This window comes from Halomonas tibetensis, assembly GCF_042643535.1.
Lineage (GTDB): Bacteria > Pseudomonadota > Gammaproteobacteria > Pseudomonadales > Halomonadaceae > Halomonas > Halomonas tibetensis.
In genome coordinates this window covers 126,979-148,465 of the sequence record NZ_JBHRSQ010000007.1, presented here as the reverse complement: position 1 = coordinate 148,465, position 21,487 = coordinate 126,979, and the positions used below count along the sequence as shown (strand labels likewise).

Annotated in this window: 23 protein-coding genes; 20 read left to right on the top strand and 3 right to left on the bottom strand. The window is 63.8% G+C overall.

Annotated elements, in window-relative coordinates; translation table 11 throughout:
• Window positions 1-8 precede the first annotated feature (8 nt).
• From tgt to secF, 4 genes are all read left to right on the top strand, one after another.
• A complete protein-coding gene (gene tgt / locus ACFODV_RS03520; RefSeq protein WP_449271882.1) occupies window positions 9-1,127 on the top strand; it encodes a tRNA guanosine(34) transglycosylase Tgt in 1,119 nt (372 codons plus the stop codon).
• A 65-nt stretch (window positions 1,128-1,192) separates the two neighbouring features.
• Entirely contained in the window at window positions 1,193-1,528 is a 336-nt protein-coding gene (gene yajC / locus ACFODV_RS03515; RefSeq protein ID WP_379754753.1) for a preprotein translocase subunit YajC, read from the top strand.
• 150 nt (window positions 1,529-1,678) lie between these two features.
• Window positions 1,679-3,529: a protein translocase subunit SecD gene (gene secD, locus ACFODV_RS03510; protein ID WP_379754750.1), complete on the top strand. Its 1,851-nt coding sequence runs from the start codon at window positions 1,679-1,681 to the stop codon at window positions 3,527-3,529.
• A 9-nt stretch (window positions 3,530-3,538) separates the two neighbouring features.
• On the top strand, window positions 3,539-4,465 hold the full coding sequence (gene secF / locus ACFODV_RS03505; RefSeq protein ID WP_379754747.1) for a protein translocase subunit SecF: 927 nt from the start codon (window positions 3,539-3,541) through the stop codon (window positions 4,463-4,465).
• 133 nt (window positions 4,466-4,598) lie between these two features.
• On the opposite strand, the gene ACFODV_RS03500 is transcribed toward secF, so the two are convergent.
• Window positions 4,599-5,393 carry an inositol monophosphatase family protein gene (locus ACFODV_RS03500; protein WP_379754744.1) on the bottom strand — a complete coding sequence of 265 codons (795 nt, stop codon included), beginning with the start codon at window positions 5,391-5,393 and terminating at the stop codon, window positions 4,599-4,601.
• A 233-nt stretch (window positions 5,394-5,626) separates the two neighbouring features.
• Between ACFODV_RS03500 and trmJ the strand changes: the two genes are divergently transcribed.
• The 14 genes from trmJ (at window position 5,627) to der (ending at window position 19,033) form a co-directional block, all read left to right on the top strand.
• The gene (trmJ, locus tag ACFODV_RS03495) at window positions 5,627-6,391 is read left to right on the top strand and encodes a tRNA (cytosine(32)/uridine(32)-2'-O)-methyltransferase TrmJ (RefSeq protein WP_379754741.1); all 765 of its coding nucleotides are present in this window, start codon (window positions 5,627-5,629) and stop codon (window positions 6,389-6,391) included.
• Window positions 6,392-6,538: 147 nt separating this feature from the next.
• Entirely contained in the window at window positions 6,539-7,408 is an 870-nt protein-coding gene (cysE, locus tag ACFODV_RS03490) for a serine O-acetyltransferase (RefSeq protein WP_379754738.1), read from the top strand.
• Window positions 7,409-7,505: 97 nt separating this feature from the next.
• Entirely contained in the window at window positions 7,506-7,976 is a 471-nt protein-coding gene (gene iscR / locus ACFODV_RS03485) for a Fe-S cluster assembly transcriptional regulator IscR (protein ID WP_379754735.1), read from the top strand.
• A gap of 34 nt (window positions 7,977-8,010) precedes the next feature.
• Complete coding sequence (locus ACFODV_RS03480; RefSeq protein ID WP_379754732.1) at window positions 8,011-9,168, top strand: IscS subfamily cysteine desulfurase; 1,158 nt, start codon at window positions 8,011-8,013, stop codon at window positions 9,166-9,168.
• A gap of 57 nt (window positions 9,169-9,225) precedes the next feature.
• Window positions 9,226-9,552, top strand: a complete 327-nt coding sequence (locus tag ACFODV_RS03475; protein ID WP_379754729.1) for a HesB/IscA family protein — start codon at window positions 9,226-9,228, stop codon at window positions 9,550-9,552.
• A 212-nt stretch (window positions 9,553-9,764) separates the two neighbouring features.
• Window positions 9,765-10,190: a nucleoside-diphosphate kinase gene (ndk, locus tag ACFODV_RS03470; RefSeq protein ID WP_379754726.1), complete on the top strand. Its 426-nt coding sequence runs from the start codon at window positions 9,765-9,767 to the stop codon at window positions 10,188-10,190.
• Window positions 10,191-10,260: 70 nt separating this feature from the next.
• The gene (gene rlmN, locus ACFODV_RS03465; RefSeq protein ID WP_379754723.1) at window positions 10,261-11,388 is read left to right on the top strand and encodes a 23S rRNA (adenine(2503)-C(2))-methyltransferase RlmN; all 1,128 of its coding nucleotides are present in this window, start codon (window positions 10,261-10,263) and stop codon (window positions 11,386-11,388) included.
• 116 nt (window positions 11,389-11,504) lie between these two features.
• Window positions 11,505-12,257, top strand: a complete 753-nt coding sequence (pilW, locus tag ACFODV_RS03460; protein WP_379754720.1) for a type IV pilus biogenesis/stability protein PilW — start codon at window positions 11,505-11,507, stop codon at window positions 12,255-12,257.
• Window positions 12,258-12,287: 30 nt separating this feature from the next.
• Window positions 12,288-13,256 (top strand): RodZ domain-containing protein, encoded by a 969-nt coding sequence (locus ACFODV_RS03455; RefSeq protein ID WP_379754717.1) that lies wholly within the window; start codon window positions 12,288-12,290, stop codon window positions 13,254-13,256.
• A gap of 9 nt (window positions 13,257-13,265) precedes the next feature.
• On the top strand, window positions 13,266-14,381 hold the full coding sequence (gene ispG, locus ACFODV_RS03450) for a flavodoxin-dependent (E)-4-hydroxy-3-methylbut-2-enyl-diphosphate synthase (RefSeq protein WP_379754714.1): 1,116 nt from the start codon (window positions 13,266-13,268) through the stop codon (window positions 14,379-14,381).
• A gap of 40 nt (window positions 14,382-14,421) precedes the next feature.
• Window positions 14,422-15,717 carry a histidine--tRNA ligase gene (hisS, locus tag ACFODV_RS03445; RefSeq protein WP_379754712.1) on the top strand — a complete coding sequence of 432 codons (1,296 nt, stop codon included), beginning with the start codon at window positions 14,422-14,424 and terminating at the stop codon, window positions 15,715-15,717.
• An 84-nt stretch (window positions 15,718-15,801) separates the two neighbouring features.
• Window positions 15,802-16,485: a YfgM family protein gene (locus ACFODV_RS03440; protein WP_379754709.1), complete on the top strand. Its 684-nt coding sequence runs from the start codon at window positions 15,802-15,804 to the stop codon at window positions 16,483-16,485.
• Window positions 16,482-17,630, top strand: a complete 1,149-nt coding sequence (gene bamB, locus ACFODV_RS03435; RefSeq protein WP_379754706.1) for an outer membrane protein assembly factor BamB — start codon at window positions 16,482-16,484, stop codon at window positions 17,628-17,630. The genes ACFODV_RS03440 and bamB overlap by 4 nt, the downstream gene beginning before the upstream one ends.
• The gene (gene der / locus ACFODV_RS03430) at window positions 17,627-19,033 is read left to right on the top strand and encodes a ribosome biogenesis GTPase Der (RefSeq protein ID WP_379754703.1); all 1,407 of its coding nucleotides are present in this window, start codon (window positions 17,627-17,629) and stop codon (window positions 19,031-19,033) included. Before bamB ends, der begins: the two co-directional genes overlap by 4 nt.
• A 14-nt stretch (window positions 19,034-19,047) precedes the next feature.
• Here the strand turns inward: der and ACFODV_RS03425 are convergent, their stop codons facing one another.
• The gene (locus ACFODV_RS03425; RefSeq protein ID WP_379754700.1) at window positions 19,048-19,920 is read right to left on the bottom strand and encodes an ATP-binding protein; all 873 of its coding nucleotides are present in this window, start codon (window positions 19,918-19,920) and stop codon (window positions 19,048-19,050) included.
• Window positions 19,921-20,048: 128 nt separating this feature from the next.
• Between ACFODV_RS03425 and ACFODV_RS03420 the strand changes: the two genes are divergently transcribed.
• Both ACFODV_RS03420 and ACFODV_RS03415 read left to right on the top strand, forming a co-directional pair.
• Complete coding sequence (locus tag ACFODV_RS03420) at window positions 20,049-20,852, top strand: M48 family metallopeptidase (RefSeq protein WP_379754697.1); 804 nt, start codon at window positions 20,049-20,051, stop codon at window positions 20,850-20,852.
• Window positions 20,853-20,879: 27 nt separating this feature from the next.
• The gene (locus ACFODV_RS03415) at window positions 20,880-21,137 is read left to right on the top strand and encodes a hypothetical protein (RefSeq protein ID WP_379754694.1); all 258 of its coding nucleotides are present in this window, start codon (window positions 20,880-20,882) and stop codon (window positions 21,135-21,137) included.
• Window positions 21,138-21,147: 10 nt separating this feature from the next.
• On the opposite strand, the gene ACFODV_RS03410 is transcribed toward ACFODV_RS03415, so the two are convergent.
• Window positions 21,148-21,477: a hypothetical protein gene (locus ACFODV_RS03410; protein WP_379754691.1), complete on the bottom strand. Its 330-nt coding sequence runs from the start codon at window positions 21,475-21,477 to the stop codon at window positions 21,148-21,150.
• Window positions 21,478-21,487: the final 10 nt, after the last annotated feature.

The following is a 21,487-nucleotide window of genomic DNA, read 5'->3' as shown; positions in this document are numbered from 1 at the left end:
AATGCTTCATGACCTTCGAGCGACTGGCCAGCGATGGCCGGGCGCGCCGTGGCCGCCTCACCTTCCCGCGCGGCACCGTGGAAACCCCTGCCTTCATGCCGGTGGGCACCTACGGCACCGTCAAGGGAATGACCCCGGGCTCCGTGGAGGAGATCGGCGCCGATATCATCCTCGGCAACACCTTCCATCTGTGGCTGCGGCCCGGCATGGAGGTGATCGAGGCCCACGGCGACCTGCACGACTTTGCTCAATGGCAAAAACCAATCCTCACCGACTCGGGTGGCTTTCAGGTCTTCTCGCTCGGCGCCATGCGCAAGATCACCGAGCAGGGCGTGCACTTTCGTTCGCCCGTGGACGGCGACAAGGTGTTCATGGGGCCCGAGGAGTCCATGGCCGTGCAGCGTTCGCTGGGGTCCGACGTGGTGATGATCTTCGACGAGTGCACGCCCTACCCGGCTAGCGAGAAGGAGGCGCGCCTCTCCATGGAGCGCTCGCTGCGCTGGGCACAGCGCTCCCGTGACGCCCATGGGATCTCACCCTCGGCGCTGTTCGGCATCATTCAGGGTGGCATGCACCCACAGCTACGCAAGGCCTCGCTGGCGGGTCTCATGGAGATCGGTTTCGACGGCCTGGCCATCGGAGGCCTATCGGTGGGCGAGCCCAAGGAAGAGATGATCCAGGTGCTGAATTACCTGCCCACCTGGATGCCGGATGACAAGCCCCGCTATCTGATGGGCGTAGGCAAGCCCGAGGATCTGGTAGAAGGCGTGCGGCGGGGTATCGACATGTTCGATTGCGTGATGCCCACTCGCAACGCCAGAAACGGCCACCTGTTCACCGCCGAAGGGACGGTGAAGATCCGCAACGCCAAGCACCGCCACGATACCGGCCCGCTGGAGACGGGGTGCGACTGCTACACCTGTCAGCACTTCTCCCGAGCCTACCTGCACCACCTGGATCGCTGTGGCGAAATGCTCGGCTCGATGCTCAACACTATCCACAACTTGCGCCACTATCAGCGTCTGATGGCCGGTTTGCGCGGTGCCATCGAAGCGGGTACATTGGCGAACTTCGTGGAAGGCTTCTATGCAAGGCGTGGTTTACCGATGCCTCCCACCCCGAATTAACTCGCGGTCGGCCCCATGGCCGGCCGAAAAACTTTCTACTTTCATTACCTAGGAGATTGTCATAAATGCTGGACTTCTTTATTTCCTCGGCCATGGCCCAGGACGCCGGCGCTGCCGGTGGCGGCATCGCCCAGATCGTCATGCTGCTCGGCTTTGTACTGATCTTCTACTTTCTGCTGTGGCGTCCCCAGGCCAAGCGCGCCAAGCAACACAAGCAGCTGATCGGCGGGCTCTCCAAGGGCGACGAGATCGTCATCGGCGGTGGCGTCCTGGGTCGCATCACCAAGGTGAGCGACGACAGCGAGTTCCTGACTCTGGAGATCGCCGAGGGCACACAGGTCAACGTGCAGAAGAACGCAGTGGCAGCGGTGCTGCCCAAGGGCACCATCAAGGCCATCTGAATCATGTCCTTCCGGCCCCGCCCATCGGCGGGGCCGTTTTTGATCGCCACGGCAACCCCGTGGCGATCATGACGTTTAAACGTCATCTTCCTAACGTCCGCAACACACGTTGTCAGCAAACGTTGTCAGCAACCTGAGGGCAGGGCTCGCATGCTCAACCGTTACCCAATGTGGAAGTATCTGCTGATACTGATCGTCCTCGCCATCGGCCTGGTCTATTCGCTGCCCAACCTCTATCCAGAGGATCCGGCGGTACAGATAAGCAGCGGCCGAGGTGATGCCACCCTCGATCAACGCCAGCTCGAACGCATCCAGGACTCCCTGCGCGAGGCAGGCATCACCATCAAGGCCGTGGAAAGCAGCGAGAACAGCGTACTGATTCGCCTCGGCGACGCCGACGAGCAGCTCCAGGCCCGCGACCGCATCGTCGCCATGCTCGACGACGACTTCGTGGTGGCACTGAATCTCGCCGAGTCCACCCCGGGGTGGCTGCAGGCGCTTTCCGCCTCGCCAATGACACTGGGCCTCGATCTGCGTGGCGGCGTGCACTTCCTTCTGGAGGTGGACATGGACGCCGCGGTGACTCAGCGCCTGGAGGTCAACGCCAGCGCCATGCGCGAACAGCTGCGCAGCGAGCGCATCCGCTACCGCGGCACGGAGATCGACGACCGCACCTTGACGTTGACCTTCACCAACGAGGAGGACCGCGACGCGGCCCGGCGCCTGATCAGCCGTGAGTTCGGCGAGTTCGACTACCAGAACATCGGTGACGGCCGCGGCGCGTCCCTGGCCATGACCCTCACCGACCAGGCGGTCAATGAGATTCAGGACTATGCCATCAACCAGAACCTCACCACGTTGCGCAACCGGGTGAACGAACTGGGCGTGGCCGAGCCGATGGTGCAGCGTCAGGGCCCTGATCGCATCGTGGTGGAGCTGCCGGGCGTACAGGACACCGTTGCCGCCAAGCGGGTGGTAGGCGCTACCGCCAACCTGGAGTTCCGCCTCGAGGCGCGTCCGGACACCCCGAACGCCGAGACCGAGACCTTCTCGTTTCGCAACGCCGAGGCGCGCAGCGCCGACCTGATGCGCGACGTGATCATCACCGGCGACAGCGTCTCCAACGCCAGCCGCAGCTTCGACGAGAACGGTCGCCCCCAGGTCAACATCAATCTGGATGGCACCGGCGGCACCCTGATGAACCGCGCCACTCGCACCAACATTGGCCGCAACATGGCGGTGCTGTTCATTGAGCACAAGACCCGCGACAGCGTGGAAGTGGTCGATGGCGAAGAGGTCATTGTCCGCGAGCCCTACACCGAGCGCGGCCTGATCAGCCTGGCCACCATCCAGAGTGCACTGGGAAACAGCTTCCGCATCACCGGGCTCGACTCGCCCACGGAAGCCGCCGAGCTCTCTTTGCTGCTACGCTCGGGCTCGCTGGCCGCGCCCATCTACTTCGTGCAGGAGCGTACCATCGGGCCGAGCCTGGGCGCCGAGAACATCAAGCGCGGCGTGATGTCCGTGCAGATCGGCCTGCTGCTGGTGGTGCTGTTCATGCTGATCCGCTACAAGGTGTTCGGCATCATCGCCAACGTGGCGCTGGCCCTCAACCTGACGCTGTTGATGGCGGCCATGTCGATGCTCGGCGCCACTCTTACCCTGCCCGGCATCGCCGGCATCGTGCTGACGCTGGGCATGGCGGTGGACGCCAACGTCTTGATATTCGAACGCATACGCGAGGAGCTGCGCGAAGGGCTGTCGGTGCAGCAGGCGATCCACGCCGGCTACGAGCGCGCTTTCACCTCTATCGTCGACGCCAATGTCACCACCCTGCTGGTGGCGGTGATCCTGTTCTCGATCGGCACCGGGCCGGTCAAGGGCTTCGCGGTGACTCTGTCGTTGGGAATCATCACCTCGCTGTTCACCGCCCTGCTGGTGACTCGCGCGATGGTGAACCTCGTCTACGGCGGAAAGCCGGTCAAAAAGCTCTGGATATAAGAGGTGGTCATGAAAGCCCTCATCAACCGACAGTTCGACTTCATGGGCAAGCGGCGGATCGCCTTCGCGATTTCCGGCCTGTTGATCCTGGCGTCGATCGTCTCGCTGCTGTTTCAGCAGCTCAACCTGGGGCTGGACTTCACTGGCGGCACCCTGGTGGAGGTACGCTACGCTGTGGCACCTTCTCTCGAAGCCGTGCGTCAGACCCTGGAAAACGCTGATTTCCGCGACGTCTCGGTGCAGACCTTTGGCGCTTCCACCGAGGTGCTGATTCGCCTGCAGCAGGCCTTCGATGCGCAAGTGGGCGACCAAGTGGTGGCCCTGCTGCGTGACAGCGGTGAAGGCGTCGAACTGGTGCGCGCCGAGTTCGTTGGCGCCCAGGTGGGCGAACAGCTGCGCGATCAAAGTGGTCTGGGCCTGCTGGTGGCACTGGGCATTGTGATGCTCTACGTGGCGTTTCGCTTTCAGTACAAGTTCGCCATCGGTGCCTTGCTGGCCCTGATGCATGACGTGGTCATCGTGGTTGGCATCTTCTCGATGTTCCAGCTCGACTTCGACCTCACCGTGCTCGCGGCGCTGCTGGCGGTGATCGGCTACTCGCTTAACGACACCATTGTGGTCTATGACCGCATTCGCGAGACCATACGCAAGTCACGCCTCGACGATATGCCAGCGATCTTCAACGAAGCGATCAACATGACCCTGTCGCGCACCCTGGCGACTTCCGGCACCACCCTGCTGGTGCTGCTTGCGCTGCTGCTCCTGGGCGGGGATATGATTCACCAGTTCTCGATCGCCCTGATTATCGGCGTAGTGGTCGGCACCTTTTCCTCCATCTACGTGGCCGCGGCCCTGCTGATCGCCGTGAAACTGCAGCGCGCCGATCTTATGCCACCCAAGAAAGAAGATGCCGAGGCCGAGGAGGAGCTGCCCTGACTGCAGCGGGCTGCCAGGGCATCTTCACTGAACCCCAATGAAAAAACCCCCGCAGGGAATACCCTGCGGGGGTTTATCGTTACTGTCGACGCCGTTACTAGCCGTTGGTAATGCGAATCTCGAGGCCGAAGGCTCAGAAGTGCGGCTTGAGCTGCTGCACCAGACTCTTGTAGAGGCGCGGGCCCGCGGCCATCAGCCTACCTTCCACTTCAACCTTGGGCTGTCCGTCGGGGGTGCCCATCAGTGCACCCGCTTCCTTCAGCAGCAGGCTGCCAACATGCATGTCCTGCTCCTCCAGGCCCAGCACAAAGGCGGCATCGGCACGACCGGCGGCCAGCTCTGCCAGATCTAACAGGCCGCTGCCCGTGGCGCACTGCACTTCGATTACCGGGCCGAGCTGCTGCACCAGCGTCAGGTAGGACGGCAGGTGACGCGTGCGCAGCCAGGTCTCGGGCAGCCCCATGGCGATGCGCGCACCGTCCACCGCCAAGGTCTTGGGCACGCGAATGCGCTTGTCATTATGCTGGGCACCGCGGCCGCGGCTGGCCAGGTACTCGTCGTCGCTGAAGGGGCAGACCACCACCGCATGCTCTGGACGGCCCTTGACCAGGCAGACCACCGACAAGGCAAAGCCCGATGCGGCCACGCCAAGATTGGAGTAGCCGTGAAAGGGTTCGATCTTCCAGAGCGTGTCGGCGCCGTCTCCCTCTCCGACACGATGGGGAGTGAAGCGTCCAACGACACCGTGCTGGGGATAGCCACGCGAAAGTTGACGAACGATCAGCGTCTCGGCGTTACGGGCGGCGTCCTCAAGCAGTCGGTCGAGGCTGCTCTCTTCGTGGGCATTCTCGATACGCTCGCGAATGCGCAAAAACTGTTCGCCGGCGCTGCGCGTGGCGCGCAGAGCATATTGGACCATCGGATGCATGATCGGGCCTTGAGGAGTCGGTGGTGTTAAAGAACGGGGTGTTCACGGAAACTTTTCGTTGGAACATATTCGTTCAAACAATGGGCGCGAATGCTAGCAGACCCTGCCCAATTCCGCCACGCCGGATCGAGACTGATCAGGAGGCAGGCCACAGCCAACATGCTAGACTCCTGGCCCAGATTCATCGGTCCGATTTATTTCGCCTCGTCTTGTTTCGCCCCAGGAAGCTCACCATGCTCGACCGCATCCGTATCGTCCTGATTGGCACCAGCCACCCCGGCAATATTGGCGGCGCCGCCCGCGCCATGCATAACATGGGGCTTTCCGACCTGGCGCTGGTAGCGCCACGCTGTACAGCCGTTACCGCCGACAGCGTCTCGCGGGCCTCCGGGGCCGATCACCTGGTTAACGGCGCCACGGTCATGGAGACCCTGGACCAGGCGGTGGCCGACTGCACTCTAGTGGTGGGCGCCAGCGCCCGCTCACGCACCCTGCCCTGGCCGATGATCACTCCCCGCGACCTGGGAGTCCGCCTGCCGATGGAACTGGCCGGCCGGGAAGCGCGGGTGGCGCTGGTATTCGGCCGCGAGGACAGCGGCCTGACCAACGCCGAACTGCAGCGCTGCCATGCCCACGTGCATATCCCCACCAACCCGGATTTCAGTTCTCTGAACTTGGCCGCCGCTGTCCAGGTGCTGGCCTATGAATGCCGCCTGGCCTGGCTGGACCTGCAGGAACTCCCACCCGAAGAGACTCACCAGGCCTTGGCCACCCATGGGGAGCTGGAGCACTACTTCGCCCACCTGGAGCGTACTCTGGTCGCCATCGGCTTCCATGACCCTGCCATGCCGCGTCAGTTGATGGCCCGACTGCGCCGTTTTACCCTCAGGGCGCGCCCCGAGCGCATAGAGCTGAATATCCTGCGCGGCATACTCTCCGATACCGATAAGCTCACGCCGGAGCGCAACAGCGACAAGGGCCAGCATCACGAGAGGTAAACGAGACGCGGACCGTGGCCTGACCGGGTAACCGCATTGCTTTGCCTTGAAGGTGGCGCTCCGCGCCCCCACTAATAAGCGTTACTCCGGTGATCGACGGCCTAAGGCTCCGCTCTCCCTCCTGCCACCCCAGCCAAGGACCGCTGCATGTTTCAACGCCTACGCGAGGACATCAACAGCGTTTTTGACCGCGACCCTGCGGCCCGCAATTTTCTGGAAGTACTGACCAACTATCCGGGCCTGCATGCCCTGCTGATTCATCGCCTCAGCCATTGGCTGTGGCGAAAGAATCTCAAGTGGTTGGCCCGCACTATCTCCAGCGTTTCGCGCTGGATGACCGGTGTCGAGATACACCCCGGGGCAAGCATCGGGCGGCGCTTCTTCATCGACCACGGCATGGGCGTAGTGATCGGTGAGACCGCCGAGGTGGGAGACGACGTCACTCTCTACCAGGGGGTGACCCTGGGAGGCACCAGCTGGAACAAGGGCAAACGCCACCCTACCCTGGAAGACGGCGTCATCGTTGGCGCCGGCGCCAAGATTCTCGGCCCTTTCAGCGTTGGCGCCGGGGCCAAGATCGGCTCCAACGCCGTGGTCACCAAGGAGGTTCCCGCCGGCGCTACCGTGGTCGGCATTCCTGGCAAGATCGTCAAGCGCGCCGAGCCCGACGATGCGGAGGTGCTGGAAGTAGACCCCGAACGCCGCGAAGCCATGCGTCGCAAGTTCGGCTTCGACGCCTACGGCATCAGCGAGGACATGCCCGACCCGGTGGCACGCTCCATCCAGGCGATGCTCGACCACATGCACGCCGTGGACGAACGCATCGAGCGCATGTGTCAGACACTGCGCAAGGTCGACGCCAGCTACCGTGACGGTCGGCTGCCGGAATTACGCGACGAGGACTTCGCCGACATCCTCGACGATGCCGACGCCTGCGCCATGCCAGAGAAGGCGCCGGCGCCAAAAACCGCATCTGCCACAGGAAATGATGACGACGGTCGCGGGGCTAATGGTTGACCGCCACGCTAGGTCTTTACCATAATGTCTATCTGATCGCGCTTCCCTGCGGAGTGCCCGTTCACCGACCGCCGATCCGTTCGGCGCCGAGGTTGCAATGCGCCTGACCACCAAGGGACGCTATGCCGTCACCGCCATGCTCGATCTGGCCATGCATGCCAAGTCGGGGCCGATCTGTCTGGCCGACATCTCGAAGCGCCAGGAGATATCGCTCTCCTATCTGGAGCAGCTCTTCGCTCGCCTGCGTCGAGCCGAACTGGTGGAGAGCGTTCGCGGCCCTGGCGGCGGCTACCTGCTAGCCTGCGCGCCAGACACCATCTCGGTGGCCCGGGTGATCGACGCGGTAGACGAGTCGGTGGATGCAACCCGCTGTGGCGGCCTCTCCGACTGCCAGCAAGGCGACACCTGCTTGACCCACCATCTATGGTGCGAGCTCTCCGAGCAGATTCACGGCTTTCTGGAAGGCATCACCCTCGGGCAGCTGGCCGATCGCCAACAGGTTCAGCAGATCGCCAACCGCCAGCGCGACCGCCTGGACGGCATCGATATTTTCGCCTCGGCGCCGTGATGGCGCCCAACAAAGCCTTACGGCACACGAGTCCATGACCACACCCGTCTATCTCGACTACGCCGCCACCACGCCCGTCGACCCTCGCGTCGCCGAGCTGATGGGTCGCCACTTGACCCTCGACGGCATCTTCGCCAACCCGGCGTCGCGCAGTCATATGCCGGGCTGGCAAGCCGAACAGGCAGTGGAAAACGCCCGCCGCCAGGTCGCCGACCTGATCCATGCCGACCCGCGCGAAATCGTCTGGACCAGCGGCGCTACCGAGGCAGACAATTTGGCGTTGATCGGCTACTTGCGTGCCAATCGACACCGTGGTCGTCACCTGATCACCTCCGTGGCCGAGCACAAGGCAGTAGTGGACACGGCCATGGCGCTCGAGGCCGAGGGCTTCGAGGTTACCTGGCTACCCCCGGGGCGCGACGGGCGTGTGGCGCCGGAGCAATTGCGCGAGGCCATGCGCGAAAACACCGTGCTGGTGTCGCTGATGGCGGTGAATAACGAGTTGGGCGTCATTCACGATTTGGCGGCGCTTTCCGAGGTGGCACACGCTGGCGGTGCCATCTTCCACGTTGACGCCGCCCAGGCGGTGGGACGCATAAACCTTGACGTCAAGCGTCTTGGCATCGACCTGATGTCGCTCTCCGGCCACAAGGCCTACGGCCCCAAGGGCGTCGGTGCCCTTTATGTGAAGCGCCACCCGGACGTCCGAATCGAGGCGTTGATCCACGGCGGCGGTCACGAGCGGGGCATGCGTTCTGGCACCCTGCCCACTCATCAAATCGTCGGCATGGGAGAGGCCTTCGCCCTGGCCGGCGCCGAAGGCGAGGCCGACCAGGCTCGTATCGCCATGCTACGTGATCGGCTTCTAGACGGCTTATCAGATTTCAACGGCATCCATCGCAATACCACGATCGACGCGGCGGTGCCCAACATCCTCAATCTGGCCTTCGAGGGGGTCGATGGCGAATCGCTGTTGATGGCGCTACGCGACGTGGCCCTCTCTACTGGCTCCGCCTGCAACTCGGCGAGCGTCGAGCCGTCCTATGTATTGAAGGCCATCGGCTTGCCGCGCGAGCTCGCGCTTGCCTCGTTACGCTTCAGCTTCGGGCGCTTCACCACCGACGCCGATATCGACACGGCGCTATCTGCCTTACGCCACGCCCTCAAGGGTTTGCGCCGTCAGGCAATCTGAGCCAGTACGTCAGATATCATCGACTTCAGGCCCACCCACCGAATCAAGGAGAGACCCATGGCGCACCTGACCATCACCACCGACGCCGCCAACCAGATCCGCCACGTGCTCGACGAGCGCGGAGAAGGCCTCGGCCTGCGCGTCTCGGTCAAGCCCAGCGGCTGCTCCGGCTACAGCTACGTCCTTGACTTCGCCGACGCGGCTGCCGACGACGACATCTGCTTCGAGGAACACGGCGTGCAGGTCTTCGTTGCCCCTGAAGCGCTTGAGATGCTCGACGGTAGCGAAGTGGACTATGTTAACGAGGGGCTCAACCGTTTCTTCCGGTTCAACAACCCCAACGTAAAGGATCAGTGCGGCTGCGGAGAGAGCTTCACCGTCTAGGCTTGGGCATTGGCGCGGGTCGCGCCCCTCGCTTAGCGACAATTGTTCAACTCGGCTCCGGGGCGTTACAATACCCGACTTTATGGCGTCTTCATCAAGCCGCCGGACCGATTCAACCGCTCCAACGCGCCGCCCTCGCTTCCGACCCGGGAGCTAAGGGCGGCGCGGCGTTATCACTATACATCCGCCACCCCCCTAATGGAGACACCCCCATGGCTACCCAGCGCACCCTGTCCATCATCAAGCCCGACGCCGTCGCCAAGAATGCCATCGGCGATATCATCGCCCGCTTTGAGAAGGCCGGCCTTCAGGTTGTTGCCGCCAAGATGCTCAAGCTCGACGACGACAAGGCCGGCGGCTTCTATGCCGAGCACAAGGAGCGTCCGTTCTTCAAGGATCTGGTCGGCTTCATGACCTCCGGCCCGGTGGTCGTGCAGGTGCTGGAGGGACAAGACGCCATCGCCAAGAACCGTGAGCTGATGGGCGCCACCAACCCCAAGGAAGCCGCGCCGGGCACCATCCGCGCCGACTTCGCCGAGACCATCGACGCCAACGCCGTGCATGGCTCCGACTCCCCCGAGTCCGCCGAGCGCGAGATTGCGTACTTCTTCGGCGCCGACGAGATCTGCTCGCGCTGATTGCGTCACCCCCGGGCGGGGGCCATGCCTCCGCCTCTCCTGCTCCTCATTTCCAGACCCGCTGATCGCCATGACCGCTGATATCGCACCCCAGAAGACCAACCTGCTCGGCATGTCCCGCGAGGAGATGGAAGCCTTTTTCCTCTCCGTCGGCGAGAAGAAGTTCCGTGCCGCCCAGGTAATGAAGTGGATCCACCACGAGGGCTGTGACGACTTCGCGGCCATGACCAATATTTCCAAGGCGCTACGCGTCAAGCTGGCCGAAGTGGCCGAGATTCGCGGCCCCGGGGTCGTCTACGAGGGCACCTCCAGCGACGGCACACGCAAGTGGGTCCTCGAGGTGGAGGACGGCAGCTACGTCGAAACGGTTCTGATTCCTGCCGATAACGGCAAGCGTCGCACCCTGTGCGTCTCCTCCCAGGTGGGCTGCTCGCTGGACTGCAGCTTCTGCTCTACCGGCAAGCAGGGCTTCCAGCGCAACCTCACTGCCGCCGAGATCATCGGTCAGGTGTGGGTCGCCCAGCGCAGCGTGGGGCCGCGCAAGGACACCGCCAATCGCCCGGTCACCAATGTCGTGATGATGGGCATGGGCGAGCCGCTGATGAACTACGACAATGTGGTGCCTGCGATGAAACTGATGCTCGACGACGACGGCTACGGCCTCTCCAAGCGTCGAGTCACCCTCTCCACCTCCGGCGTGGTGCCGATGATCGACAAGCTCGGTGACGAGATCGACGTCAGCCTGGCCATCTCGCTGCACGCCGCCACCGATGAGTTGCGCACCGAACTGGTGCCAATCAACCGCAAGTACAACATTCGCTCTCTACTCGATGCCTGTCACCGTTACCTGGCCAAGTGTGATGACACCCGCATGATCACCATCGAGTACACCCTGATAAAGGATGTTAACGACCAGCAGATCCATGCCGAACAACTCGCCGCTCTGCTCAGGGAACTGCCAAGCAAGATCAACCTGATTCCCTTTAATCCTTTTCCCCATTCGGGTTACGAGAAACCCTCGCGCAACCAGTGCGTGCGTTTCCAGCAATGGCTCTATGAGTTGGGCTACACGGCCCCAATCCGCACGACTCGCGGTGAAGACATTGATGCCGCTTGCGGCCAACTGGTGGGCAGGGTCAAGGATCGTACCAAGCGACACGAGCGCTACATCAAGTCGATCCAGATCGACGCCGACTGAGCGGACAAGCCGCCTTGACTTCAACTGGGCACGACGCTTTGATGGTCAGGCTCTTGATCATCCCGCCTGCAAGCCGCATCCGGCTGGGGCCCTGTGTCGACCGCTGGGAGAACACCATGACGCGCCGTACACGCCTGTCCGGCACCTCGCGACTGCCCACTCTGGTTCTTCTGCTGGGTAGCCTGTGGCTGGCTGGCTGTGCCAGCCAGCCACAGGGGCTCGGCGGCGGCGAGCGCGAGGCAAGTCCGGCGGACGCCTATACCCAGTTGGGGGTGGCCTATCTGGAGCGCAACAATTTGCAGCGCGCTATGGGCGCTCTGGACAGAGCGCTATCGATTGCCCCTAACGACCCCGAGGCGCTGCAGGCCATGGCCATGGTCTACCATCGTCAGGGTGAGCGCGCACTGGCCGATGAGGCCTTCCAGCGCGCCCTGTCTGAAGATCGCAATTTCACTCGGGGACGCAACAACTATGCGGCCTTTCTTTACGACCAGGGGCGTATTCGCGAGGCCTGCGAACAGCTCGAACTTGCCTCCGATGATGCTCAGTATCCGGCCCGCTCCCAGCTGTTCGCCAACCTGGGACAGTGTCAGCGTGAACTGGGCGACCTTGCGGCAGCCCGAAGCAGTCTCGAACGGGCCCAGAACATCGACCCACGCGACCCGCGCAGCTACTACGCTCGGGCCGAGCTCGAGTACGCCGCTGGCAACCATGATCTTGCCCAACAGCAGATCAACTCATTCATCCGACTGGCCGGGGCCCGCCCAGAGGCGCTGCGCCTGGCTCGGCAGATTGCTGAGGCTCGCGGCGACCCGGCCAGCGCGGCCTTCTATTCCGAACAGCTGGACGGCCGTCCCGGCACGCCCTGATCCAAGACTTTTGACGAAGGATGCTCAGCCATGAGCGACACCCAGACACCGGACACAGCGGATACCGCCTTCTCGGCCTCACCGGGCGAGCAGCTCAGAAGTGAGCGGGAGTCCCAGGGTCTCTCGGTCACCGAGGTGGCCGGTGGACTCAACCTGCGCCCGGCGGTGATTCGCGGGCTGGAGGAAGACAGCTACGAGGAGGTGCCGGTCGCCGCCTATCGGCGCGGCTACCTACGCGCCTATGCCCACTTGCTGGGCATCGAGGACAAACCGGTTCTCGACGCCTACCGCGCCCGTTTCGGCGGCGAGGAGGTTGAACGTCGCGTCACTCCCGTGCAGATCGCCAGGCCGCCATCGCGCATCGGTGCCTGGCTCTTCCGGCTGGTCACCCTGCTGGTGATCGCCGGTCTGATCGGTCTGACACTGATGTGGTGGCAGAGCCGTGGCGGCAACGAGCCACCCGGCATTGGTGACAGCAGCCCAGTGGCTGTAGACGGTCTGGACGGCACCACCACCACCATCACTGAGCCTGAGGCCCCCGTGGTGGGAGAGGCTCCCGCCGAGAGCCTGCCCCCGCTGCCCCAAGAGAGTGAGAACCTGGGCCTGGTGGAAGACCCCAGTGCCCTGGCCGAAGAGCCCGCCGAGATCAACACCGACGGTGCCCTGGCACTGGCCGATGGCGAACCCGAGACGGCCGACGAAGCCGCCAGTGAGCAAGCCGCTGTCGAGGAAGAAGTCGCCGAGACCTCCGCCAGCCGACGCCAGCTTGAGCTGACCTTCAACGAGCAATCCTGGACCGAGATCTTCGATGCCAACAACCAGCGCATCTTCGTCGGCCTGCAGGAACCCGGCACCACCGCCAGCGTCGAAGGTGAACCGCCCTTCCGCCTGACCGTAGGCAACGCCACCGGAGTGGAATTGCTGTGGGCAGGCGACAGCGTCGACCTCCGTGCCCGCGCCGGTGCCAACAACGTCGCTCGCTTCACCCTGGGAGATTGATTCGTCATCATGCATGCTCCATCCACGATCATTCGTCGCAAGTCTCGTCAGATCCACGTCGGCCAGGTGCCGGTCGGGGGAGATGCCCCCATTTCCGTGCAGAGCATGACCAACACCAACACCCTGGACGTGGCCGCCACCGTCGCTCAGATCCGACAGCTCGAGAGTGCCGGCGCCGACATCGTGCGTGTCTCGGTGCCCGATATGGACGCCGCCGAGGCCTTTGGCAGGATCAAGCGTGAGGTGGCCGTACCGCTGGTAGCGGACATTCACTTCGACTACAAGATTGCCCTGCGCGTGGCAGAGCTCGGGGTCGACTGTCTGCGCATCAACCCCGGCAACATCGGCCGCGAGGACCGGGTCCGCGCCGTGGTCTCGGCCGCCCGCGACAACGGCATTCCGATTCGCATCGGCGTCAACGCCGGCTCCTTGGAAAAGGACCTGCAGAAGAAGTACGGCGAGCCTACTCCGGATGCCCTGGTCGAGTCCGCTATGCGCCATATCGACCATCTCGACCGCCTCGACTTTCAGGAGTACAAGGTCAGCGTCAAGGCCTCCGACGTCTTCATGGCGGTGGCAGCCTATCGCAAGCTGGCGGGTTTGATCGAACAGCCCCTGCACCTGGGCATCACCGAGGCGGGCGGGCTGCGCTCGGGCACGGTCAAGTCGTCTATCGGCCTGGGCCTGCTGCTGATGGATGGCATTGGCGACACTATCCGCGTGTCGCTTGCCGCCGACCCCGTCGAGGAGATCAAGGTCGGCTTCGATATGCTCAAGAGCCTTCGCCTGCGCGCCAAGGGCATCAATTTCATTGCCTGCCCTAGCTGCTCGCGCCAGAACTTCGATGTCATCGGCACCATGAACGCCCTGGAGGAACGACTCGAGGACATCATGACGCCGCTCGACGTCTCGGTGATCGGCTGCGTGGTCAACGGCCCCGGCGAAGCCAAGGAGAGCGACATTGGCCTCACAGGCGGCACGCCGGCCAACCTTGTCTACATCGACGGCAAGCCGGCCACCAAGCTGAGCAACGACCACCTGGTCGACGACCTCGAGCGCCTTATTCGCGACAAGGTGCGCGAGAAGGAAAAGGCCGAACAGGACGTGATCGCCCGCGGGGCATAATCCTCCGAATAGCCCCCGGCGATTCATCAAGGAGCAAGCGTTGAGCAAGAAGAAGATCCAGGCCATCCGCGGCATGAACGACCTGCTGCCGGAGCAATCCCCGCTCTGGCAGTACTTCGAGGGCAAGATGCGGAGTCTGCTGGCCCGCTACGGCTATGCCGAGATCCGCACGCCCATCGTCGAGCAGACCGCGCTGTTCAAGCGGTCCATCGGCGAGGTTACCGATATCGTCGAAAAGGAGATGTACACCTTCGAGGACCGTAACGGTGACAGTCTGACCCTGCGCCCCGAGGGCACGGCGAGCTGCGTGCGCGCCGCCATGGAGCACGGTCTGCTGCACAACCAGACCCAGAGGCTCTGGTACCAGGGTCCGATGTTCCGCCATGAGCGCCCCCAGAAGGGCCGCTATCGTCAATTTCATCAGGTCGGCGTGGAGGCCTTCGGCCTGGAGGGCCCGGACATCGACGCCGAGGTGATTCTGCTCTCCGCCCGGCTGTGGCGTGAGCTCGGCCTAATGGAACATGTCACTCTGGAGCTCAACTCCTTGGGCTCCAGTGAAGCGCGTGCTGCCTATCGCGACACCCTGGTGGCCTACTTCGAGCAGCACCATGACCAGCTCGATGAGGACTCCCGGCGGCGTATGTCCAGCAACCCGCTGCGCATCCTGGATTCCAAGAATCCCGAGATGGCGCCGATGCTTGCCGAGGCGCCGAAGCTGATCGACCATCTGGACGACGAGTCCCGCGAGCACTTCGAGACGCTCTGCGCCATGCTCGATGCCGCCGGCATCGCCTATGTGATCAACCCGCGGCTGGTGCGTGGCCTGGATTATTACGGCCGCACTGTCTTCGAATGGACTACCACCGCGCTGGGTAGCCAGGGCACGGTATGCGCTGGCGGCCGCTATGACGGCCTGGTAGAACAGCTGGGCGGCAAGCCGACACCGGCGGTGGGCTTCGCCATGGGCATCGAACGGCTGATCCTGCTGCTCGAGACTCTTGCGCTGGTGCCGGATGCCGCTCGGAGCCAACTGGATCTCTACATTCTCCCCATGGATGATGCCGCCACCGCCAGCGCCCTGCTGCTCTGCGAAAGGCTTCGAGACGAGCTGCCCGGCCTGCGCGCCCAGCTGCACTGCGGCGGCGGCAGCTTCAAGAGCCGTATCAAGAAAGCCGACAAGAGCGGCGCACGGCTGGCACTGCTGCTGGGTGAGGACGAGCTGACCCACAGCACGGCTACCCTGAAGTTCATGCGCGAGGATCGCGAGCAGCAGACCCTCACCCAGAACGCCCTGGGCGAAGCCCTCGTTGAACTGCTGGGCCACCGGGATAACTGATCATCCGGACGTCTGCCGCCGGCCGACATGCCCAGGGGCACGTTCTAGTAAAGCGCGCCTCACCCAACTATAAGGAGACCGCCCGTGGCGGAGCTGAGAAGCGAAGAAGAACAGGTCGATGCGCTCAAGCGCTGGTGGAAGGAGAACGGCGTCTCGCTGATTGCCGGGGTGGCCATCGCTGCCGCCGGCGTGTTCGGGTGGAACGCCTGGCAGAGCTACCAGGAGAATCAGGCCAGCGCCGCTTCCGCTCGCTATCAGCAACTGATCAATCTGACGGCTGGCAACCAGCTCGACAACGCCGATAATGTAGGAGGGGCTCGCGAACTGGTGATCGAGATCATCGACAACCACGGCAAGACCCTCTATGCCGATCTGGCCAGGCTTATCGATGCCCGTCTGGCGGTGGCCCAAGGGAATCCGTCCGACGCTCGCGCCGCCCTGGAAACGGTGATTGATGCCAGCGACCGCGACTATGTCAAGGGCCTGGCTCGCCTGCGCCTGGCTCGCCTGCAGGTCGCCGACGGCGATGCCGAGGCCGCACTGGCTACCCTCGATACCGGCGTGCCGGACGCCCTGGCAGCCCAACGCGCCGAGGTCCGCGGTGACGCCCATCACGCCCTGGGCCGCGAAAGCGAGGCTGGTGCGGCCTGGCGTGAAGCGTTGGATCTGGCCGAGTCTCGTAACCAGCCGCTCTTCGGTGTGCAGCTCAAGCTCGACAACTTAGGCCTTTACAACTCAGGCCTCGATAACCAGGAGCTGGACTCATGAAAACAACTTTCCTGATCGCCGCCATGGCCGGCCTGGCCCTGTTGGCCGGCTGCGCCGGTAACAAGGTGGAGCCACAGTATCCGCCCAAGGCGCTCAGCAACTTCGAGGAGCGAGCTGAGCTCGCCAGCGTCTGGAGCCAGCGAGTGGGCCACGGCCTGGGTCGCGCCAACTATCCGATCGCGCCCTCCCGCGACGGGGACACCCTCTTTGCTGCTGACGAGCGCGGCCGCCTGGCAGCCTTCAATGCGGACGACGGCGATCGCCAGTGGCAGGTAGACCTCGACGTACCCGTCTCCAGCGCCCTGACCGCCGTGGCCGGCGATATCTACCTGGGCACGCGAAATGGCGAAGTGCTGGCCCTCAACCAGCGTGACGGTAGCGTGCGCTGGCGTGCCCGCGTCCCCAGCGAGATCCTAGCCGCCCCGCAGCCTAACCAGCAGCTGCTGGTGGTGCAGAGCGTCGACGGCAGCGTGACCGCGCTGGATCGCGCCAGCGGAGAAGAACGCTGGAGCTACAGCGCCAACCGCCCGTCCCTGACGCTACGCGGCACCGGCACCCCTACGGTGATCGACCCGGTGACCTTCGCCGGCTTTGCCAACGGACGCCTGGTGACCCTGGACAACCGTAGCGGCCAACCGCTATGGGAACGGCGCATTGCCATTGCTCAGGGCCGCAGCGACATCGAGCGCCTGGTAGACCTGGCCGCTCAGCCGGTGCTGGCCCCGGATGGCCGTCTGTTCATTACCAGCTTCAACGGCCGCCTGGCTTCCCTTGAAGCCACTCGCGGTGAGCCGCTGTGGGCCATCGACTACTCCAGCTACCACACCCCGGTGCTGGTCGGTGACTTCCTGTTCGCCGTTAACGAGGCGGGACACATCCACGCCCTGGACGCCAACAACGGTAGCGAGATCTGGCGCAATACCGCCCTCGAAGGACGCAGCATCACCTCCCCCGCCTTCGCCGACGGCAACCTGGTGTTCGGCGACTTCGAGGGTTATCTGCACCTGATCAACGCTCGCAGCGGCGAAATCGTCGGCCGTCACCGGGTCGACCACTCCGGCATCAGCGTGCGCCCGATCACCGAGGGCCGCCGCATACATGTGCTTGCCGACGACGGCAGCCTAGAGACCCTGGACATTCAATGACACCCGTGATCGCCCTGGTCGGCCGCCCCAATGTGGGTAAGTCAACCCTGTTCAACCGCCTGACCCGCTCCCGTGATGCCCTCGTGGCAGACTTTCCGGGCCTGACCCGCGACCGCAAGTACGGCAACGGCCTGCTCGGCGACAAGACCTACACGGTGATCGATACCGGTGGCATCAGCGGCGACGAGGACGGTATCGATGCGGCCATGGCCGAGCAGTCTCTGGCCGCCATCGACGAGGCCGACATCGTGCTGTTTCTGGTGGACGCCCGGGATGGACTCAGCCCGGCCGACCAGGCCATCGCCAACCATCTGCGGGTCAACCAGAAGAAGACCTGGCTGGTGGTCAACAAGACTGACGGCCTGGACGAGGCCACCGCCACCGCCGAATTCTGGGAGCTGGGCTTGGGCGAGCCGCGAGCCATCGCCGCCGCCCATGGCCGAAACGTCACCTCGCTGATCGACGAGGTGCTCGCACCCTTTCCCGAACGTGACGAGAGTATCCCAGCGGACACCGGCACCAAAGGTATCCGCATCGGCGTGATCGGTCGCCCCAACGTAGGCAAGTCGACCCTGGTCAACCGCCTGCTCGGTGAGGAACGCGTGGTGGTCTTCGACGAGGCCGGCACCACGCGCGACTCCATCGAGATCCCCTTCGAGCGCCGCGGCAAGCCCTACGTGCTGATCGATACTGCCGGAGTCAGACGACGCAAGAATGTCCATGAAATCGCCGAGAAGTTCTCGATCATCAAGACCCTGGAGGCGATCAAGGAGTGCCATGTCGCCATCGTGGTGCTGGATGGTCGCTCGGGCCTGGTGGAACAGGACCTGCACCTGCTCGACTATGTGCTGACCACTGGCCGAGCCCTGGTGCTGGCGATCAACAAGTGGGATGGACTGGAGCACGAGGCCAAGGAGAAGATGCGGGCGGAGATCAAGCGGCGCCTGGGCTTCACCGACTATGCCGACCTGCATTTCATCTCGGCGCTGCACGGCACGGGTGTGGGTGATCTCTACCCGTCGCTGGAGCGTGCCTTTGCTTCGGCCAATGCCCACTGGTCCACCAACCGCCTGACCACCATCCTCCAGGACGCGGTGGAATCCCATCAGCCCCCCCTGGTGCATGGCCGGCGAATAAAGCTGCGCATGGCCCACCAGGGGGGCGCCAATCCTCCCATCATTGTGGTACATGGCAATCAGACCGATTCCCTCCCCGAGGCCTATCGACGCTATCTGACCAACACCTTCCGCAAGGTGCTCAAGGTACGCGGTACGCCGATGCGCTTCGAGTTCCGGTCGGGCAAGAACCCCTTCGACCCGATGGCCGATGCCAGCGACCGCGAGAAGGCCAAGAAGCGCGAACTGGGTCGCACCCAGGAGGCCCGCAATAGCCGCCGCCGCTGAGGCTTACTTGTGGTTCATCGCATTTTGCCATGCAGGCGCCGACGTCCCACCCACTGGGTGGCGAATTGCCAGGCGCCCCGGCCACTGCGACCGCCGCGCAGGGTGGCGAAACGAATCGCCTCGGCGCGCGCATCAGCGTTCCAATCCGTCGCGCTGCCCAGTTGAGTGACCCAGTGGCAGCAGGCCTCCAGGTAGATATCCTGATTGAACGGATGGAACCCCAGCCAAAGACCGAATCGATCAGAGAGTGAGATCTTCTCCTCCACGGCGTCGCCGTGGTGGAGCTCGTCGCCCACCAGCCGCGAGCCCTCGTTGTCGCTCATTGATTCCGGCAGCAGGTGGCGACGGTTGGACGTCGCGTAGAGCAGCACGTTGGGCGGCGGGCCGGTCAGGGCACCGTCCAGCACGCTCTTAAGCGCCTTGTAGGCGTCGTCGTGGCCTTCGAAAGAAAGGTCGTCGCAGTAGACCACGAAGCGCTGATCGTGGTGGCGAAGCTGCTCCACCAGCATCGGCAAGCCGGCGAGGTCATGACGATCCACCTGTACCAGGCGCAAGCCATCCGGGGCCAGGGAGTTGAGCAGCGCACGGATCAGCGACGACTTGCCGCTACCCCGGGAGCCCCACAGAAGGGCATGGTTGGCCGGAAGACCCTGCAGGAAGGCGCGTGTGTTGTCGACCAGCGCCAGTTTCTGACGCTCGATGCCCAGCAGGTCATCCAGACTCAGGGCGTCGCGGGGTGGCACCGGCAGCAACCGTCCACCCAGGCTGTGACGCTGCCACAGGGCGGCCACATCGCGGCCCCAGTCGACCTCCTTTGGAGGCGGCGGCAACCAGTGCTCCACATGGTCCAGCAGGTTCATCAATCGGCGCGTCAGCTCGGCGTCCATCGGGGCTCCTTATCCTAGTCGAGCGGTTGACGTTGCAGGCATTAAGGGTATCTTGTGGCGAACCTTGTTGCGCCGTCCAGCGTCATATTGCACTGAAACGAGCAAGACAGGTCACAGGAGAGACCCCCATGCGTTGGTTCCACTTCCTCGCTGTCGGCGCACTGAGCCTTACCCTCACCGCCTGCACTACCTCGCCCACCGGACGACAGCAGTTCACCCTAGCGTCCGATGCCCAGCTCAATCAGATGGGCGCCCAGGCCTTCGACCAGTATCAGCAGGACCTGCCCACCGTGGGTGGTGCCACTCACCGCTACGCGCAGTGCGTGGCTGAGGCCATTGTCAGCGCGTTGCCGGCAGAACAGCAGCGAGCCCAGGACTGGCAGATCCGCGTCTTCGAGTCGGAGCAAGCCAACGCTTTCGCCCTCCCGGGCGGCTACATGGGTATCAACACGGGACTGCTGAACGTTGCCCGTACTCAGGATCAGCTGGCCGCGGTGATCGGCCATGAGATCGGCCACGTGCTGGCTCGTCACGCCAACGAACGGGTCTCCACCCAGACCGCCACCCAGATTGGCCTCTCCGTGCTCTCCTCGGTCTCAGGCATGCAGGGTTCAGGAGGGCAGCAGATGATGGGAGCGCTGGGTCTCGGCGCCCAGTACGGGGTGTTGCTGCCCTTCTCGCGACGCCACGAAAGCGAAGCGGATGTGATCGGTCTGTGGCTGATGGCCGATGCCGGCTTCGACCCGCGCGCCAGCGTCGCGCTGTGGCAGAACATGGAAGCCGCCGGCGGCACTCGCCCCCCGGCCTGGATGTCCACCCACCCGAGCCAGGGTCAGCGCATGGCCGGCCTCCAGGCCAACATGCCCGAGGCGGTAGCGCGATTCGAGCGGGCCCGCCAGGCAGGCCGCACGCCCAACTGCCCGCGTCCGTAACGAACACCCGCTCCCGATGGAAGTTCAATGCTAAAACTTGGAATGCTGCTGCTGATCGCCCCCATCCTGCTGCTGATGGGGGTCTACTTCTGGGAGCTGTCGGACGTGCGCGAATGCACCTATGCCGGCGGCTACTGGGATTACCTGGAGGGGGTGTGCCGCGACACACCTCAGCCCTTCGTGTCATGGCTGGAGCGCCATCCCTGGCTGGTCAATGGCGGCATGCTTCTCTCGGTGGTCGGCATTGCGTTTTGCGTGGTAGGGCTTTACGTCAAGCGACGCTAAGACGCATCAATCACACGAAGTACCCAGCCAGCGCCAGCACCATGGCCAGGGCGACGACAATAGTTGATGTGATGGCGCCCAAGAGGCCTAACAATCGACGCTCGCTTGGCCGGCGCAATGAAGCGATTCCCATGCCCGCCGCGACCAGCTGCAGGGCAATCAGGAACAGCAGTTCCACGCCGACCAGGCTGATGCCTTGCGATGCACCCTCGCTTTCTACCGGGGCGCTGGTCGCGATGATCGAGGACGCTATTACCAGCCCCGCCAGGAACACGGCGCCGAAAAGCGCTATCAGCAGGGAGACGATCCCCAGGCTGGAGTGGCGAAGGTGATCTGTCATTGAGGGGCTC